This window comes from Lacinutrix undariae (assembly GCF_052934785.1).
The window spans coordinates 2,556,059-2,574,306 of the sequence record NZ_CM128809.1 but is presented as its reverse complement, the minus strand read 5'-3'; the positions used below and the strand labels follow the sequence as shown (position 1 = coordinate 2,574,306).

The following is an 18,248-nucleotide window of genomic DNA, read 5'->3' as shown; positions in this document are numbered from 1 at the left end:
ACTACAGTTAAATACACCAATTACATTCTCTTGCTATTTATTTTTTTTTACCAATGAAGAAACAATCAAGGGTAAAATAAACACAAAAAGTGAAATGTATACAGAATAACTTATTGACATTTCAATTATATAATATAAAATTAAAAAAAATGTAATTGCAGATATTATAGCTGATACTATTGTAAATTTATTTGACATAAAGATATTTATTTATTTATTTTCACCACCAATGTGTTATCGCCCAAGCCCCGTTAGCGCTCGTTTCCAACGTGTGCTTTTAATAATCTTAATACTACTAATAAAATTTTAAATAAGGTAAAAATATACAGAACTAGATAGTGTTAGTAATATAAAAACACCAAATACTACAATGTTTGTTTTCGATATTTTTTTTAATTTGATTTCCTTATACAACACAATTGATGATATAATAAGAATGATAATTATAATTATCATTTGAATAAGGAATGAAATACGCTCATTTGAATAAACAAATGCTAAATATCCTCCTAAGAGTAAAAAAGGTAATATTTTTAATGATTTTTTCATAGTTTTTTATAATTGATTGAATAGTAATAGAGAACCATTTGACAAATAAAATAGTCCTCTATACTACTCAGACTAACATTTTTATTATTCTTGTTTTTCTTATTCAAAAAGAAGTGTCAAACAAAAACTATTATTAAGCCTAAAAAAACCGGCTTTTAGTATGGTTTTTAACATCTCACTCATATTGTTATTGTTTTTAAATTATTAATGAATCTTCTTCTGGTAAAAATCGACCAATAATCATAGGGGTTACAATACAGATGATTCCAATTATTGAACTCCAACTAAATTTGGGAATAAAATTCATTACAATTAAATATATTCCGCAAAGTGCAAATACGAGTTTTAACCATCTTGTATTGAAAGCCCAAGAAAAAACTAAATACGTAAGTCCTATTAAACAAAGCAGTAGTAAATAATGTATTTATCTCATCACTTAAATTTAAAAACCGACTTGCAATTTTTCCTACTATTACAACTCCAAGAATAATTCTTTAAACTCATTTTCTTCTTTTGATTCTGATTCATAAATTATATTTAAAAAGTATTCCGGCGTTTAGTATTGCTCCTGGAGAAATACTACTATAAGTAGATATAATTCTTAATCCGTAATGTAATCGTTTATCTAAGCCAAACATGGTTTGTATACCTAAATCAAGTCCTAATCCGTTATTATCATCAAGTTCTAGTTTTTTATCAAAATTGAGATAAGAAAATCCAAAAACAGACTCAAATTTTGAAGTTTCAGATTTAGCAAAATCATAATTCACTTGTAGTGCATATTTACTTAAATTGTATTTTACATCTAACTCATCATTCTTCATTTCGGCATTAGCTGCACTAAGTACTAAACTTATATCTGTATTAATATTATAGCTTAAAAAGCCTTCGGTATTAACACCCATATCTTTTTTTACAAACTGCTCGTTTAAGCCAAAACCTATATTAAATTTAGATTGCGAATACATCATTGTATTGCAAAAAAGGAAAGCCATAATAAATAATTTAATTTTCATCTGTTTTTATTTTAATGTTTGGGTAAACTTAGGGTAAACTATTCATTATCAAAAAATAAGCTTGTCGAAATTCATGAATTTCGACTCTTTTTTCATGAATACAGAGTATTAAAATCAACTATTCAACTTTAGTTTAAAACATATAAAAAACTACAAATCAATATATTAAAAAAGAACATTATTTATTATAGTAATAACAAACGAAAAACAACAACAATTAATAGCATTTTATATTTATTCTAAATATTTTAGAACCCAAATAGCAAAACAAAATGCCTAAATTATTTTTAATCACTATAGCAACCTTATTTTTAAGCACTGCTTTACAGGCTCAAAAAACAACAGATACGCTCTCAACACTAAGTTATGAGGAGATAAAAACACAAATTAGAACACATAAAAATGATACGCTAACTAGAGACACCTACTTAAAGGCTTTTGTAGAAAAAGCGAAAAGAGAAAAGGATACGGTACAGCTTTTAGATGGGTATTTGTTTTATCACCTTCTTATAAACAATGAATTAGTACAAATTAAATATAGTGATAGTATTATTGCAATCTCTCAAAATGAAAAATATCATAAAAACAATGTGAAAGCACACTTTTATAAAGCACTGTACTTATCTGATATTATGGAGTATGAAAAGGCTTTCACTGCGTTTTTAACAGCAAAAAAACAAAACTTGAATATTATTCTCAATCATTAGTGGTCTTATGCTATTTCTCTCAATTTTCACTTATCATTATCGATCCTCGAAACAGATGAATATTAACAGAAGACGATAGTAACAAACATCACCCTAGCGTTTCAACACCTCTTTAAACTGATAAAAGAAACGCTCAATAAGTCTTAAATCTTCGGTAATAATTTCGGCAACACCGGTCATTTCTTGTTTAAAGTCTATCTCTTTTTTATAAGACGTTATTAGTTTTTTAGGCAACGCTACATCTATTAAATATAAACCATCTTGGTTTGGTATAAGTGATATCTTTTTAACTGTTCCCCTTAAAACACCAAACTCTGCATCAGGAAAATTCTCTAATTTTATATGCACTTTTTGCCCCTTTTTTATTTTTCCTGAATTTTGTGCTGGGGTTTTTAATTTTGCTATAAAAGAAGAGTTTTCACTAGGAATAATAGTAAATACCAAATCGCCTTGATTTACCGTTTGGTTAGCATTCCAATAACTTAAAAATGATACATTCCCATCTATATTAGACTGTAACACATATTGAAACTCCCAATCCTTAATCGCTTTTTTGAGTTGATTAAAAGACTGAATCACATTTTTAAGTAAAACCATATTTTCTTTTACACGGTTTATTTCTGTACTTTTCGATGTTTTCCTTGCATTACTTATACCTTCACGTATTTGAGAAATTGAAGCTTCAAAGTTTTTATAATTACGTTCCACTTGGGCAAACTCTATTTGTTTATTTTCATAATCTTGAGCCGAAATCACACCTTTTTCATATAAGGTTTTATTACGTTGTAAATCTTTTGCAGTAAAATCTAACTCCTTTTTATTAATTAACTTTTGAGATTGCAAACTCTCTAAACGCCTATATAATTCTGAAAGAGAATAACGGTTAGCCTCTGCTTCATTATTAAAAGGTTTCAACGCCTTATTTAGTTCATATTGTATATAACTATTTTCAAACAAAGCAAATTGCGATTCTATATCACCAAGAAATAAAATAGGCAAACTATCTATTGGAAAATAAAACGATTTACTATTTACAGTAATAGTATCTATAACGCTTTTTAGCTTAAAAACATCTTTATAATTTGCTGTGTTTTCTAGTATTGCCAAAGCTCTACCTCCTGTAACATTCTGGTTATCTTCTACCAAAATATCGGCAATTTTACCTGTTACTTTCGCATACTCCTTTTGTGGTGGTATTTCAGTTGTTATTAAGGCTTCCGAAGTTATAATATCTGGGTATTTTACAAACCAAGACACAAACAACAATAATATAATTAATGCTAAAAACAAGACATTTCCCCAACGTATCATCCAATGTGGAACTTGTGTAAGTATCTCTTGTACATCTTCACTACGAAGTTCAACTTGTTCTATATGTTCGTTTTTTATTTCTGTCATACTATAATACTTAACTACTTACTTCAATGTCACCTTGAGCGCAGTCGAAAGGTCTTTACTTCCCTAACTCCAATTGATTTTTAACTAAATTATAATAATTCCCTTTTTGCTTAACTAATGATGTATGATTTCCTACTTCTACAATCTTCCCTTCATCCAAAACTACTATTTGATGTGCATTTTTTACAGTACTCAATCGGTGTGCTATAACAACAACGGTTTTGTTTTCAAAAAACGTATTAAGCTTTTCCATAATCACTTTTTCATTATTAGCATCTAAAGCACTTGTAGCTTCATCAAAAAATAAAAAATCAGGATTTTTATATACTGCTCTAGCAATCAATAAACGTTGTTTTTGACCTGTACTTATACCAACACCTTCCATACCTATTTTTGTATTATAAGATAATGGCAAAGATTCTATAAAGGAAGTAATATTAGCGACATCTACAGCGTGTGCTAATTTTTGTTTATCAACATAATCTTCACCTACTGCAATATTATTTGCAATAGTGTCATTAAAAATATACCCCTCTTGCATAACTACGCCACATTTATGCCGCCATGCTTTTTGTGATACATTTTGTAAACTATGATGCCCTATTTTTATATGTCCTTTATTAGGGTCATAAAATTTTAAAAGCAACTTCATTAGTGTCGTTTTTCCACTTCCACTTACACCTACAATTGCTGTAATTTTATGGGATGGAATTGTTAAATCTAAATCTTGCAATACCAATTGTTCTGCACCAATATAACGAAACGATACTTTTTCTAATACTATATCTGTTTGTGAGGCAATCTCTGTGATTTTTTCAACTCCATCTGGGTCTTCATCTTCTTTATTATGAATTTCAGATAACCGGTCTAAACTTATTTTAGCATCTTGGACTTCCCTAATAAAATTAATAAGTTGTGCTATTGGTGAGTTTAACTGCCCTACAATATAACTTATGGCAAGCATCATCCCTAAAGTAATCTCGCCATCAATAACTAATTTTGCAGAGAGTACCGTTATTAATATATTCTTTAATTCGTTTATAAATCCCGAACCCACACTTTGGTATTGCTCTAAAGCTAAACCTTCTATCGATATTTTAAATAAACGAGCTTGTAAAAACTCCCAACTCCATCGTTTTTGTTTTTCGGCATTATGTAGCTTTATCTCTTGCATACCGTTAATAAGTTCAATAACCTTACTTTGCTCTTGGCTTACCTGCGAAAAACGTTTATAATCTAAATCTTTTCGTTTTTTGAGGAATATAATAATCCACAGAAAATAAAAGAAACTACCTGCCAAAAATATTAAAAATAGAGTCACATTATAGTAGGCTAAAACACAACTAAACACCAATAAATTTACCATAGAAAACAACACATTTAAAGACGACGTTGTTAGTATCTGCTCCACACGTTTATGGTCGTTAATACGTTGTAAGATATCACCTGTCATTCTAGTATCAAAAAAGGCAATAGGCAAGTTCATGAGTTTAATAAAAAAGTCTGAAACTAATGAGATGTTTATACGTGTACTTAAATGTAATAATATCCAACTGCGTATCACCTCAATAGCTGTTCTACCAATAAACAAAGCTAACTGGGCAAATAAAATAAGGTATATAAAATGTATATCTTGGTTTTTTATACCAACATCTACAACACTTTGCGTTAAAAAAGGAAAGACTAACTGTAGCAAACTGGCTGCTATTAATCCTATTATTAATTGCCAAAGAAACTGTTTGTATTTAAAAATATAGCGTGATAAAAACTTAAAACCAAATTCTGATTTGCCCTCATCAAAATCGGAATCGTAAAATTTCGCAGTAGGTTCTAACAAGAGAGCTATGCCTTCTTCGGTTTGGTCTGTAGCATTATTGCCAATCCAATGTCTTATAAATTCTTGCCTTGTAAATGTAATTAAGCCATGTGCAGGGTCTGAAATGTAAACAGTATCCTTCTTTATTTTGTATAAAACTACATAATGGTTTTTATTCCAATGTAATATACAAGGTAAAGGAGCTTCTAGTAATTTGTTAAAAGCTAGTTTTACTCCTAGCGATTTAAATCCAATAGCTTCTACAGCTTCACTTAACCCTAGTAAACTACTCCCAGAACGTGTAGTTTCACTAACAACACGTAGTTGCTGTATGCTTATACTTTGTTTGTAGTACTTAGCTATTATCTTTAAACAAGTTGGTCCACAGTCTTTACCATCGGCTTGTTTGTAGTGTGGAAAGACCATTAATATTCAACTTTAATTGTTAAATCATATATAAAGTTCTCTTTCATTTTCCAATAATCATTAATATCATCATCATCAAACATTAGTTTTATATTCTTATTTAAAGAAAAAGAGTACACTTTTGTTTTTTTAGGATTAATATCAATAGTTTTAGCTACCGCTCCATATCCTATATAAACTAAATTTCGCTTTTTTAATCTTTTTGGAGTTTTGTAAGATGTATCTATACCTGTGTTATTTGGATAATATTTATCTGGTAATGTTTCAAATGATACAAAGACCCCCTTTTTACTTAATTTAATTTTATCATCTATATTTATTACCACTTTACTTGTTTCTCCTTTTTTACGAGAGGCTATAATTCCCATCATTAAAGAATCTTCAATTTTAGGTGGATGATATGCTTTATTAAAAGCATACAAATTAACTTTAAAAGGATAATATTTTCGTTCTTCGGAAGTATAACCTGTTGTATTAACTATAATTTGCTTTATATAAACATCAGTAGTGTCTGTAATATCAACTGGAAAAGGAATATAAGTCACCCCTAACTCACCTGATGTAAACTCTTCATGGTCCACTTTAATTGGTCCTAAATTAAGGAGTCTCAATGGTTTTTTGTGTTTTAATATCTTTACTTTTTTATTTTGTATTACAACTTCATTTAAGTTAGTAATATCTTGTTCTAATCCTATAACAGAATCATTTAATAGGTCATTATAAGTCATGTACTTTGTTACATAACCTACTGAAGATATTTTAATAGAATCTATTACATCTACAAGAGCAATATTAAACTCTCCTTTTGTATTTGTAAATGTTCCTTTACTATTTAAAAAATCAATATTAGCATAAACTACAGGTTGTTTCGTAACTACATCAATCACTCTAAAGTTTTGACAATAAGCCATCTTACAAATAAACAAACTAACTAAAATTATTTCTTTCATAATATATAAACAAAGCTAACCTAGAATTAGGTTAGCTTTTTTTTATTGTAACAAATCACGTTTTTTTATACCGAAAATGTATGAATAAACTTTTTAGGTTTTCCTAAACCTAAAAAACCTGTATCAACACAGTTTTGTGTATATACGGCTCCACCTTGACCTCCATTAATAGCTCCTTCACCAGGCGCCTCAAAATGGCTAAATACTGGACTTTCACATGTTACTTTACCTCCTACGACTTGATTTTGTTGTTCTTGATCAAGAATAGTAACTCCTTCTAAATTTAAAATTTTTTTTAACATAATACAAATTATTTAAATTATACGTAAATTATTTATAGACACTTACGACTTAAGTCTTTATGACATCCTCATATAAATCATGTATAAAAAAGACTATATCTCCTTTTTTATATTCTTTAGGATATAAAAATCCATTTACTAATAGTGTCGGTGTAAAATTAATTTGATGCTCAATACACCATCTACTCTCTTTTAATAATACATCATAAAACTCTAAATATTTTTCACTATTATCAAATGGTTTAACCTGCCCTTCAATATCATGTTTATTATAAATTTCACGCATAGCCTTTAAACAAGACTCCTCACCTTCTTCATTATATATTTTCAATAATCGCATAGTAACTTTTACAAGTTCACTATCTTTATCTTCTATATTGATATTAAATCTAACAATAATAGAAATTTGTTCTTTATTCTTTTTTAATAAAGCCTCTATTAAATCATGTGTCTCTTTACAAAAATTACAAAAGGGGTTTGTTATAACCACAACTTCTAACAATGCTTTTTTATTTCCAAAAACAATCTCTTTTGCATCAACTATTAAGGTATCTATCATTTCATTTTGAAATAATAAATTTCTAAAAACAGTATAATTACGCTTAAATTTTGTACTCTCAATTTTTAATAGATTATATTCAATTTGTACTTTCAATTTTGAAATCACAAACAACCAAACAACACTTGTAATTAAAAACACTAACAGCAGTATAGATAAGCTTAAATAAATTTTCATAAAATTAACACCTGCACTTATAGAAAATATTGAAAGTATTATTTGTAAAGATAAAATAGCTACGATTCCTAAACATAATAAACACCATTTTCTCTCAATAACATATTGCAAATAAATTGAATAAATAATTGCAGGAAAAGTTAATACACTTATAAAAAAAACAATCAAGTATGTTGAGCTACTCAACATAAGTAATAAACACGTTATACTTATTCCTGTAAAATAAATAATACAAATATTACTAAGTTTTATAACTTTAAAAAGCAAAGAACCTTTAGACTTTAAAATAGCATTACAATTATTTATTTTATTTTCTTGTGAACAAATTTTATCTACTAAGTTTGACGACATCCCTAACTCTTCTTGCACTATGAAATAACTGATAACTGCACCTAAAATAGATAATAAAAAATGTAAACTAACTACTAAGCTTGGAGTTAATGTATAAAAAATAAAAATTAATAAAGCAATACCACTAAGTAACTTAAGGCTATCGATATAATTTGACTTAATTTTAACAGTTCCTTTTTCATTCATTTCAACAGTTACCAACACTCCTGTAAAGTGTTCTAAAAATAATGTTTCAGAAATATATTCATTCCTTTTATTATCATACACCAATTGATAACCATCATTTACTTTATTAACTACAGCAAACTTTTTTATTGTACTCTTTTCAATTTCAGCTAGAAAACAATTAGGTAATTGCTCTAATGTTTCTGTATCTACAGGAACTTTTACCGCTACATTTTCTATATTAAAATGGACTAACACATCAGTAACAGCATGTAAACTAGGGTATGAAGGATGACTATGTATTTGAAAACTTAACTCTTCAAAATCTATTAAAACAGAATGTTCTGTTAAAAGTTGTTTTACTAAATAAGTTAAATTATTTTTCATTTTTTCATAATCAATTCTATAAATAATAACTACCTATTTCTACTTATACTTCATGTGTCAAAAATCACATTTAATAACATTAAACACAATAGCTTTTAAACATATATTATGTGATTTTAACATGAAATTTATATTTTAGCAAAAAAAAACTAATTAACATGGATTTAGCTACTAAAGTAAAATTATTACGTGAAGATAAAAAAATTTCTCAAGAGTTTGTGTCTCATCAACTAGGTTTAAGCCAAAGCCAATACAGTCGTAGAGAAAATGGAGAGGTAAAATTTGTAGCTGAAGAAATTGGTAAACTAGCAAAACTTTTAGAAGTTTCTGTATCACATATTTATGGAGAAGAAACAAACTCATTTACTGTACATACTCAAAATGGCGGTAATTTTGGGCAATATATTCAAGTTTCAGAAAACTTATTGAGCAATATGAGGCTAGACTTAAAGAAAAAGACGAAATAATCTTATTATTAAAAAAGCAATCTTAAAAATTATTTTTAAGATTGCTTTCTCCACACAAAGGTTTCCACAAACCTTATGTCTCCGCTAGTACTCGTTTCCAATGAGTGCTTGTGTGATAAATCAGGCACATAATTTATCTAAACACACCAAATAAACACAGCATGGATATCTCATAGATACTTCATGGATACTTCATGGATACGCCATGGTTATAGCGTGGTTATAGCGTGCTTAAAACATACCTTATTTATAGATAATCCATACACAAAACACGCCACACAAAGTATTTTGTACAAAAAATTAAATTATAAATAGTATTTATTAACTATTCGCGTTATAGCTACTATATTTGTAAAACTGAATACATAGGGGAAATTCAGTTAAAACTGACGGTTTCATAACCCTAATAAAATACAATATTTTAATGCTAGCACTTTTAAAAAAAGAAATAAACTCGTTTTTTGCCTCACCAATTGGCTATTTAGTAATTGCTATGTTTTTATTACTCAACGGCTTGTTTTTATGGGTATTTAAAGGCGATTTTAATATTTTAGATAATGGCTTTGCCGATCTATCAAGCTTCTTTTTATTAGCTCCATGGATATTAATATTCTTGGTTCCAGCAATCACCATGCGAAGTTTTAGTGATGAGAAAAAACAAGGCACATTAGAGCTATTACTTACCAAACCTTTAAGCCATTTACAAATTGTTTTAGGTAAGTATTTAGGGGCTTTATTACTTATTATTATTGCGTTACTTCCAACACTTTTATATGTATACACAGTGTCCGAACTAGGAAATCCTACTGGTAATTTAGACATGGGAAGCGTTATAGGTTCCTACTTTGGCTTACTCTTTTTAGCCGCAGCATATACCGCAATTGGCGTATTTGCATCTATACTCTCAGACAATCAAATTGTAGCGTTTATTATTGCCGTATTTATCTGTTTTTTCTTCTACTTTGGGTTTGAAGGTTTAGCAAATTACAACCTTTTTGGAGATGCCATATATCTCGAAAAACTAGGAATGGACGACCATTTTAAAAGTATGAGTCGTGGCGTTTTAGACACCAGAGATTTACTGTATTTTATAAGTGTAATTGCACTGTTTATTTGGCTTACAACGCTAAAACTTAACACCAAATCAAACACAAAAATAGCCTGGGGAAAACGCGCTATATTTCCTATAGCAATTATTCTTTTTAATGTCTTAACTCAAAATATTTACAAACGTTTTGATGTGACACAAGATCAGCGTTACACCTTATCTCAAGCAGCATTAAACACACTAGAACATGTAGATTCGCCTTTAATTATAGACGTCTTTTTAGAAGGCGAGTTTCCTGCGGAATTTAGACGCTTAAAAACCGAAACCCGCCAGATATTAGAAGAGTTTGCACTATATAATTCCGAAGTAAAATTCAATTTTATAAATCCTATTGCAGACGAGGCAACTCGCGATCGTAACGTACAACAACTCGCACAACGTGGTTTACAACCGTTTCAGCTTACGGTAAAAGACAATGGAAAATCTACACAAGAACTTATTTTCCCTTGGGCTTTGGCGAGTTACAACGACCAAACGGTAACTATTCCACTTATAAAAAATAAAATTGGAGCAACAGACCAAGAGCGTGTAAGTCATTCTGTACAGCATTTAGAGTACGCTTTCGCGGAAGGGTTCAAGAAACTTACTACTGGGAAATCTAAAAAAATAGCCATTTTAAAAGGAAACGGTGAATTGGACGATGTCTATATTGCTGACTTTTTAAAGACTATAAACACGCATTATAGTATTGCACCATTTACATTAGATAGCGTCGCTACACAACCTCAAAAAACCCTAAATCAGCTTAAAACCTTCGATTTAATTATCGCAGCAAAACCTAATGAAGCGTTTACCGAAAACGAAAAACTGGTATTGGATCAATACACCATGAATGGCGGAAAAAGTTTATGGCTTACCGAATCTGTGATTATGGATAAGGATAGTTTATTTAACGACTCAGGACGTGCCGTTGCAATTATGCAAGATCTTAATCTTAATGATTTCTTCTTTAAATATGGGGCGCGTATAAACCCTGTAATGGTTAATGATATGTACTCTGCGCCTATTACTCTAGCTATTGGCGAAGGAAATGACGCACAGTTTCAACCGGTACGTTGGCAATATGCTCCCCTAGCGGAAAGTAATCCTAATCACCCTATTACTAGTAATATTAATATTGTGAAATTCGATTTTGCAAACCAAATTGATACCTTAAGTAACAACATTGAAAAAACCGTATTACTGCGTAGTTCGCAACTTACAAAGTTAGAAGGTGTACCAAAAGAGATTAATCTAAATATTGTAACACAAGAACCTAACCCAGAAAGCTACACGAAAAGCAATCAAACCTTAGCCCTTTTACTGGAAGGTGAATTTACATCGGTATATAAAAATAGAATTAAACCGTTTAAACTTTCCGAAGAAAAAAATGAAAGTACAGCTACAAAAATGATTATTATAGCGGATGGCGATATCATTAAAAATGATGTGGTTAGAAACAAACCACAACAATTAGGGTTTGATAGAATGACAGGACGACAATTTGGTAACAAAGAGTTTTTAGAGAATGCGGTAAATTACCTGCTTGATGATAACGGACTTATTAATATTAGAACAAAAGAGATTGCAATTGCCTTTTTAGACACTCAAAAAGTGACCGCTCAAAAAAGTAAATGGCAACTTATTAATGTCGCATTACCGTTAGTTTTTCTAGCAGTTTTTGGAGTTCTTTTTACTTACTTCCGAAAACGAAAATACACGTCTTAAAGATAATAAACAACTACTTATATTAAAGGTATTCCATAATAAACGCGTTACAATTGATGTTGAAAAAGATAATAGGATGCATGGTTATAATATATCTATCAACTAGCAGTTGCTTTAGTCAAGACAATCCTTTACCTGATTTTATTAGTAGAAATAAAGATAAATCACCAGGACAATTTACAACAGTTACTACAAATCAATTAATCTCTAAACCTGAAGATTATGACGGAAAAGTAGTTCGTGTGGTGGGATATCTCAATTTAGAGTTTGAAGGAACAGCCTTGTACACTTCTAAATCTGATGACGATAAACATTATTATAAGAATTCAATATGGCTATCTATTTCAAAAAAACACAGACGCGAATTAGATATGTATTGTAGCGAAAAACACGCCTCAGTTATTGGTACTTTTAAACAGGGTTGGAATGGTCATTTTGGTATGTTTAGCGGTACTATCACTGAGATAAGAAGAATAGATATTCGCAAAAACTAATCTAAAACGATAAAGTCTCACTACGCCTTTTTGATATTTAAAACAGACACTGCCTTTAAGAAAAACAATAATTTAGATCAAACAAAATTAACCATGAAAAGCAATAAAAAACGTCCTTTTATTATCTTAATCATTTGGATTTTTATAAGCGGGTATACTTTTATAAATAAAGGCATTGAAAAAGGCTACCAAGATTGGAGATTCTACGCTGCACTAGTTGGTGTTTTAATTCCGTTAGTTTTCGGGTTTTTGATATTTAAGTCTTCTAAAAAACAATAAATTCACCCCATCTTATTCCTTCAATAATGAAATTAATAAGACTAACAAATACCACAGATAATTATTTTCAAAAAGCATGGAAACTTTATGAAGAAGCTTTTCCTCTAGAAGAACGCAGAGTTTTAGAGCATCAATCTTATGTTTTAAAAAACAACAATTATCATTTTGATATTATAATTGACAACAACCAATTCATCGGATTTTTATTGTGGTGGGATTTTGGCATTTATAAATATATAGAACATTTTGCAACCGCAGCTGAGCAAAGAAACAAAGGGCTTGGAAAAACAATATTAAATGAGTTTATAGCTCGTAATGATGAACCTATCATACTAGAGGTTGAATTGCCCAAATCCCATATCAATAAACGTAGAATAACATTTTATGAAAGACTTGGCTTTAAACTAAATCTGCAGTATTACGAAATGCCACCTTTAAGAGACGGTCAACCACCATTACATTTATTATTAATGTCGTATCCAAATAAGATGTCTGAAAAAGATGTTGATGTATTTATTGAAAAATTCCACACTATCATTCTTAGAAAAGAATTATAAATCAACTTACAGATCTATTTCCACAACTAATACATTAAACCTTCTAAATAACATCACACCAAACTAAAACAATCTTAAACACAAAAAAGCGACCATTTTCATGGTCGCTTTTTTTAATATATATAAAAGATTAGTACTTATTTAATAATAAGTTTTCTAGTACCTTTTTGATCTCCATTAGTAATCTTCACGAAATACACACCAGTTGATAATGCTTTCACATCAACAAGTTTTCTAGTTTGTAAATCAAATGATTGATTTAATAATAAACGACCGTTAATATCATAAACAGCTAATTTTAAATCATCTTGTTGGTTTAACAATGTAAACTCAAAATAGTCTGCAGCTGGATTAGGGAATACATCAAAGCTTTCAATTTCATTTTCAGAAACTGATAATGATGCGCCTGAAGTACTACAGAATAATAATGAAAAGTTATTTAAAGATCCGCCATCACCATCATAACCATCAACAACTCTAAGTGTCCAATCACCTGCTGAATCTTCACCAATAAATGCGTTTAATAAGTTTTGAGGCTTAACAATACCGTTAATAACTGGGGTTGTTGTTAAACAAGAGAAAGCTGTTCCCGAATCTCTAAATGTTACATCAACATTACTTGTTTCTCCACATACTTCGCTGAATAAGACAACTTCGGTACCTTCTGGACTAATAAGACTTACCACAAGATCACCTACATAAGAATGTGTAATATCTACACCTACTTCAATATTACCTACCATTAAGGCATCTGCTGCTGCAATAGTAATTACAGACTCTATTGTAGAAGTTGCTGAGGTACTAATTGATTTTGGTATATCTGTTGCTGCAATTTCACCGGCATCACATCCTAAAGTTTCGGTTGTAAAAGATGCTGTGGCAAGGTTTCCTGTATAACATATTGTAACCGGTTTTACTCTCCAGTAATAAGTAGTATTATCTGTTAAACCTGCAAGTAATAAACTAGTTTCTGTTGTTGTATAAGTAGTTGTTAAAAAAGAAGGAAATGCTGGAGTTCTAGAAACTTCTACAACATATTCGGCAACATTATCAACAGCTGTCCAACTTAAACTAGGATAAATAAAGACATCGGTAGCACCATCTGCTGGAAACACAATTGCAGTGTCATCTAGAGCAGAACCATCATTAATAGTCATTTCTAATTCAACTTCCTTAACATCAGTAGTTCCTGTTCCTGTACCTACAACTGTAAAGTTATAAGTTCCTTCTGAAAGATTTTCTAACCCTGAAATATCTAAAGTAAAAGTCTCTTCAGTAGTAATTTGAGCTGGTGTAAATGTAGCTACTGCTCCTGCAGGTAATCCTGACACAGATAGCATTGTTGGTCCGTCATAAGAAGTTACAGACGTATAATCAAAGTTATAAGTTCCTGTTTCGTTAGTACAAAATGATTTTGTAAAGCTATCTACTGTAAAAGCAAAATCAGATTCTGAAATTCCGGTTACAATTAAAGAGAAGTTTTGAAGGTCATTTACTAAAGTTCCTTTGTGAGAAACAGTAATAGTATATACTCCTGATGGAACATCAATTTCAACTTTCTCTACATTATCTTTTTCGTTATTTCCTTTTGTAGCTGCTGCGGTATGTGAACTACCCATCTTCCAAGGGTAAAATAAATCACCAGCTGAGTTTGCTAAAACAACATCTAAATCATTTACTAATCTAGAAGTGGTTTCATCTTCAGTGGTATCTTGTACTGATCCTGCTGGATCTGTCCAAGAAATTGTTACCATAACAGGCACTGTACCTAAAGCAGTTCCTGTTTTAACATAAGTTGATCCGTTATTAAGTGTGTTTTCTTCAATAATAGATGTTGCGCCTTCATTAACTAAAGCTAAAGCGGCAGCTTCTACATTAAATAACCCCCAACCAAAAGCAAAATCTGGACCTGGGTTTAAACCTGCTTCTGAAGCAGTATGAATTGCTAAACCTTTTAAAGTTGCAGCAAGCATGTAAGTATCATTTAAGTCGTGATGTAATTGTTGTAATAATGCTAATCCTCCAGAAATACTTGGTGCAGACATTGATGTTCCATTTTTATAACCATAAGAACTATCAAAATCTGAGGTTGAAGAATATGTATTTACTCCTTTTGCAGATAAATCTGGCTTAATACGTCCGTCATCTGTTGGTCCCCAACTACTAAAATCAGACATTACCACATCACTAGGACCTGTGTAATCATTTACCTGATTTACAGCAGCAACTGTAATTGAGTTTTTTGAACAACTCATATCTGTTATTAAATCATAACCACTATCTATTGTGTTTAACCCCGTATTTCTATCATTACCTGCAGATTTTACCATCGTGTAATACGGTGTATTAAACATAATATCATCTAAAGCTGCTGCTTTTGAGTTGTAGTTACCATAAATATAAGTTGGCGTATCTTCATCGACACCTAACCCGTAAGAGTGATTAGATATCAATAAACCATTAGCCGCTTGGGTAGTCATTTCTGATAAATCATTACCAAAATCATTAGCATGTACATTCGCTTTAAATGCCATACCTCTTGTTGCTCCATCATTAGGTTCTGCAGCACCAATAATAGTTCCTGTAACGTGAGTAGCATGATCACTAATTTCTGTAGCGCCATCAACTTGTATAATTCTGTCTACACCTAAAAGCTCGTGAGTAGATCTTACTTTTCCACCATCCCACACACCTATAGTCATCCCCTGTCCTTCAACAGTAAGCCCTAAGCTTCCTCCTGTGTAAAGTTTATCGGCTTTTATAGTTGTTGCAGCACCAGCATTATCGGTAGCGGTATATATTAAAGTACCATCTTGTAATACTTTATGCAAAATAGCAATTCCTCCATTAGGCTTATTAATGACCGTTGGAATATTGTTAGCTTTCGCGTAATCATCTGCATGTTTCTTATCTTTTAAATACGTATCTGATAATTGTGCTGATAATTGCGAAAGGTATTGCTGGTCATAGCCACTAGCAATCGTTTTCTTTTCTTGATCGGTTTGTGCCGAAAGGAAATTAAGCCCTCCTACAATACAAAATGACCATAAAAAGTAGTTTTTAAGGATTCTTCTTTTCATTTTTCTTTTTTTTGTGAGGTAAAAATAGCTAATACATGCAATAAAAAAAAATATCCTATCATAAAGAATTTAACTAAAATTTTAAAACTGTTGATAAAATTGTATAACTAAGATTAAACATTATCATAATAATGAAATATATTTGTTGTACAATTTTTAAAAAAACCTAAATGAAGTTTATTGTATCAAGCACATATTTACTAAAACAATTACAAGTTTTAGGAGGTGTTATTAACAACTCAAATACCTTACCTATTTTAGACAACTTTTTATTTGAACTAAATGATTCGCAACTTACAGTATCAGCTAGTGATCTAGAAACGACAATGTCTTCCGTAATTGATGTAGAAAGCGACAGTAAAGGTAGTATTGCTTTACCTGCTCGTTTGTTATTAGACACTCTAAAAACATTTCCGGAGCAACCTTTAACATTTGTTGTTGAAGATAACAATACGGTTGAAATCAGCTCTAATCATGGTAAATATGCTTTAGCTTATGCAAATGGAAATGAGTTTCCAAAAGCTGTAGCTTTAGAAAACCCTAGTACTACAACTATTACGGGTGATATTTTAGCGACTGCCATTAGTAAAACCATTTTTGCTGCTGGTAATGATGATTTACGTCCGGTAATGAGTGGTGTGTTCTTTCAGTTTTCAACAGAAGGTTTAACCTTTGTAGCAACAGATGCTCACAAATTGGTGAAATATACTCGTGAAGATGTTAAAGCTAGTCAGGTAGCAGAGTTTATTATGCCTAAAAAACCTTTAAATCTTTTAAAAGGAATTTTAGCAACTAGTGGTGATGATGTGACTATTGAATATAATGAATCTAATGCTAGATTTGTTTTTGAAAATTCAGAATTAGTTTGTCGTTTAATAGACGGTAAATATCCTAACTACGAAGCGGTAATTCCTAAGGAAAATCCTAATAAATTATCTATAGATAGAACTCAGTTCTTAAACTCAGTAAAACGTGTAAGTATTTTTTCAAATAAAACAACACACCAAATACGTTTAAAAATTGCTGGTGCCGAATTAAATATTTCTGCTGAAGATATCGATTACTCTAATAAAGCAGAAGAACGCTTAACTTGTGACTATCATGGAGATGATATGCAAATTGGGTTTAACTCTCGTTTTTTAACTGAAATGCTTAACAACCTTAATGCAGATGAAGTTCAACTAGAAATGAGTTTACCTAACAGAGCAGGAATTTTAACACCTATTGATGGCTTGGATGAGGGTGAAAAAGTAACAATGCTTGTGATGCCTGTAATGCTAAATAATTAAAATAAAATACACATAAATAAAAAAGCCGCAATTTTTAATTGCGGCTTTTTCTGAAATTAAAAATGCTCACTTAAAAGTGAGCATTTTTGTTTTATCTCTTTATGTAAAAAATAACTAACTAATAAAACTAAGAGATAATGGGTATGTTGGTGACTCTCCATTACTGGCTTTTACAGCATTCATAATAGGTAGCACTAAAGCTAAAATCCCTAAAATAATTAACAATAAAATACCTAAGCCAAAAACAAAAATTAAGGGAATACACAACAATGAATATACTAATAAACTAATTTGAAAGTTAACAATAGACTTACCTTGAGCATCCATTTTAAAAACGTTGTCTTTTTGTGTTGCCCAAATAATTAAAGGAGCGATTAAACCTCCAAAACCAGTAAAAAAACATAGTAACTGACTCAAATGGGTAAGTACTATTAATTGATTATCTTCTCTCATAATTGATTGTG

At 30.4% G+C, this 18,248-nt stretch carries 15 protein-coding genes; 7 read left to right on the top strand and 8 right to left on the bottom strand.

The window, feature by feature from the left end; translation table 11 throughout:
- Positions 1–1,073: 1,073 nt before the first annotated feature.
- Positions 1,074–1,565 (bottom strand): hypothetical protein, encoded by a 492-nt coding sequence (locus ACU4C5_RS11520; protein WP_446844358.1) that lies wholly within the window; start codon positions 1,563–1,565, stop codon positions 1,074–1,076.
- A 272-nt stretch (positions 1,566–1,837) separates the two neighbouring features.
- Here ACU4C5_RS11520 and ACU4C5_RS11515 point away from each other — a divergent pair, with 272 nt between their 5' ends.
- The gene (locus ACU4C5_RS11515) at positions 1,838–2,272 is read left to right on the top strand and encodes a hypothetical protein (protein WP_446844357.1); all 435 of its coding nucleotides are present in this window, start codon (positions 1,838–1,840) and stop codon (positions 2,270–2,272) included.
- A gap of 93 nt (positions 2,273–2,365) precedes the next feature.
- Here the strand turns inward: ACU4C5_RS11515 and ACU4C5_RS11510 are convergent, their stop codons facing one another.
- The 5 genes from ACU4C5_RS11510 to ACU4C5_RS11490 form a co-directional block, all read right to left on the bottom strand.
- Entirely contained in the window at positions 2,366–3,670 is a 1,305-nt protein-coding gene (locus ACU4C5_RS11510; RefSeq protein ID WP_446844356.1) for an HlyD family secretion protein, read from the bottom strand.
- 55 nt (positions 3,671–3,725) lie between these two features.
- Positions 3,726–5,912, bottom strand: a complete 2,187-nt coding sequence (locus ACU4C5_RS11505) for a peptidase domain-containing ABC transporter (RefSeq protein ID WP_446844355.1) — start codon at positions 5,910–5,912, stop codon at positions 3,726–3,728.
- Positions 5,912–6,862 carry a carboxypeptidase-like regulatory domain-containing protein gene (locus ACU4C5_RS11500; RefSeq protein WP_446844354.1) on the bottom strand — a complete coding sequence of 317 codons (951 nt, stop codon included), beginning with the start codon at positions 6,860–6,862 and terminating at the stop codon, positions 5,912–5,914. Before ACU4C5_RS11500 ends, ACU4C5_RS11505 begins: the two co-directional genes overlap by 1 nt.
- Positions 6,863–6,927: 65 nt before the next feature.
- Positions 6,928–7,164 carry a hypothetical protein gene (locus ACU4C5_RS11495; protein ID WP_446844353.1) on the bottom strand — a complete coding sequence of 79 codons (237 nt, stop codon included), beginning with the start codon at positions 7,162–7,164 and terminating at the stop codon, positions 6,928–6,930.
- A gap of 49 nt (positions 7,165–7,213) precedes the next feature.
- A complete protein-coding gene (locus ACU4C5_RS11490; RefSeq protein ID WP_446844352.1) occupies positions 7,214–8,803 on the bottom strand; it encodes a vitamin K epoxide reductase family protein in 1,590 nt (529 codons plus the stop codon).
- Between the two features lie 158 nt (positions 8,804–8,961).
- Here ACU4C5_RS11490 and ACU4C5_RS11485 point away from each other — a divergent pair, with 158 nt between their 5' ends.
- From ACU4C5_RS11485 to ACU4C5_RS11465, 5 genes are all read left to right on the top strand, one after another.
- Positions 8,962–9,270, top strand: a complete 309-nt coding sequence (locus ACU4C5_RS11485; RefSeq protein ID WP_446844351.1) for a helix-turn-helix domain-containing protein — start codon at positions 8,962–8,964, stop codon at positions 9,268–9,270.
- A gap of 424 nt (positions 9,271–9,694) precedes the next feature.
- Positions 9,695–12,085 (top strand): gliding motility-associated ABC transporter substrate-binding protein GldG, encoded by a 2,391-nt coding sequence (gene gldG, locus ACU4C5_RS11480; protein WP_446844350.1) that lies wholly within the window; start codon positions 9,695–9,697, stop codon positions 12,083–12,085.
- 80 nt (positions 12,086–12,165) lie between these two features.
- A complete protein-coding gene (locus ACU4C5_RS11475) occupies positions 12,166–12,579 on the top strand; it encodes a hypothetical protein (protein ID WP_446844349.1) in 414 nt (137 codons plus the stop codon).
- A 30-nt stretch (positions 12,580–12,609) separates the two neighbouring features.
- The gene (locus tag ACU4C5_RS11470) at positions 12,610–12,858 is read left to right on the top strand and encodes a hypothetical protein (RefSeq protein WP_446844348.1); all 249 of its coding nucleotides are present in this window, start codon (positions 12,610–12,612) and stop codon (positions 12,856–12,858) included.
- A gap of 26 nt (positions 12,859–12,884) precedes the next feature.
- Positions 12,885–13,415, top strand: a complete 531-nt coding sequence (locus tag ACU4C5_RS11465) for a GNAT family N-acetyltransferase (RefSeq protein ID WP_446844347.1) — start codon at positions 12,885–12,887, stop codon at positions 13,413–13,415.
- Positions 13,416–13,552: 137 nt separating this feature from the next.
- Here ACU4C5_RS11465 and ACU4C5_RS11460 read toward each other — a convergent pair whose 3' ends face one another.
- A complete protein-coding gene (locus ACU4C5_RS11460) occupies positions 13,553–16,495 on the bottom strand; it encodes a S8 family serine peptidase (RefSeq protein WP_446844346.1) in 2,943 nt (980 codons plus the stop codon).
- A 170-nt stretch (positions 16,496–16,665) separates the two neighbouring features.
- On the opposite strand from ACU4C5_RS11460, the gene dnaN reads away from it, so the two are divergent.
- A complete protein-coding gene (gene dnaN / locus ACU4C5_RS11455) occupies positions 16,666–17,784 on the top strand; it encodes a DNA polymerase III subunit beta (protein WP_446844345.1) in 1,119 nt (372 codons plus the stop codon).
- Positions 17,785–17,898: 114 nt separating this feature from the next.
- Here dnaN and ACU4C5_RS11450 read toward each other — a convergent pair whose 3' ends face one another.
- A complete protein-coding gene (locus tag ACU4C5_RS11450; protein WP_446844344.1) occupies positions 17,899–18,237 on the bottom strand; it encodes a DUF4870 domain-containing protein in 339 nt (112 codons plus the stop codon).
- Positions 18,238–18,248: the final 11 nt, after the last annotated feature.

What these genes read in the sequence shown, in the direction of transcription:
- ACU4C5_RS11485 (WP_446844351.1), top strand. Translation starts at nt 8,962, where the DNA reads ATGGATTTAGCTACTAAAGTAAAATTATTACGTGAAGATAAAAAAATT.
- ACU4C5_RS11505 (WP_446844355.1), bottom strand. Translation starts at nt 5,912, where the DNA reads ATGGTCTTTCCACACTACAAACAAGCCGATGGTAAAGACTGTGGACCA.
- ACU4C5_RS11450 (WP_446844344.1), bottom strand. Translation starts at nt 18,237, where the DNA reads ATGAGAGAAGATAATCAATTAATAGTACTTACCCATTTGAGTCAGTTA.
- ACU4C5_RS11460 (WP_446844346.1), bottom strand. Translation starts at nt 16,495, where the DNA reads ATGAAAAGAAGAATCCTTAAAAACTACTTTTTATGGTCATTTTGTATT.
- ACU4C5_RS11520 (WP_446844358.1), bottom strand. Translation starts at nt 1,565, where the DNA reads ATGAAAATTAAATTATTTATTATGGCTTTCCTTTTTTGCAATACAATG.
- dnaN (WP_446844345.1), top strand. Translation starts at nt 16,666, where the DNA reads ATGAAGTTTATTGTATCAAGCACATATTTACTAAAACAATTACAAGTT.
- ACU4C5_RS11510 (WP_446844356.1), bottom strand. Translation starts at nt 3,670, where the DNA reads ATGACAGAAATAAAAAACGAACATATAGAACAAGTTGAACTTCGTAGT.
- ACU4C5_RS11500 (WP_446844354.1), bottom strand. Translation starts at nt 6,862, where the DNA reads ATGAAAGAAATAATTTTAGTTAGTTTGTTTATTTGTAAGATGGCTTAT.
- gldG (WP_446844350.1), top strand. Translation starts at nt 9,695, where the DNA reads ATGCTAGCACTTTTAAAAAAAGAAATAAACTCGTTTTTTGCCTCACCA.
- ACU4C5_RS11495 (WP_446844353.1), bottom strand. Translation starts at nt 7,164, where the DNA reads ATGTTAAAAAAAATTTTAAATTTAGAAGGAGTTACTATTCTTGATCAA.
- ACU4C5_RS11475 (WP_446844349.1), top strand. Translation starts at nt 12,166, where the DNA reads ATGGTTATAATATATCTATCAACTAGCAGTTGCTTTAGTCAAGACAAT.
- ACU4C5_RS11465 (WP_446844347.1), top strand. Translation starts at nt 12,885, where the DNA reads ATGAAATTAATAAGACTAACAAATACCACAGATAATTATTTTCAAAAA.
- ACU4C5_RS11515 (WP_446844357.1), top strand. Translation starts at nt 1,838, where the DNA reads ATGCCTAAATTATTTTTAATCACTATAGCAACCTTATTTTTAAGCACT.
- ACU4C5_RS11490 (WP_446844352.1), bottom strand. Translation starts at nt 8,803, where the DNA reads ATGAAAAATAATTTAACTTATTTAGTAAAACAACTTTTAACAGAACAT.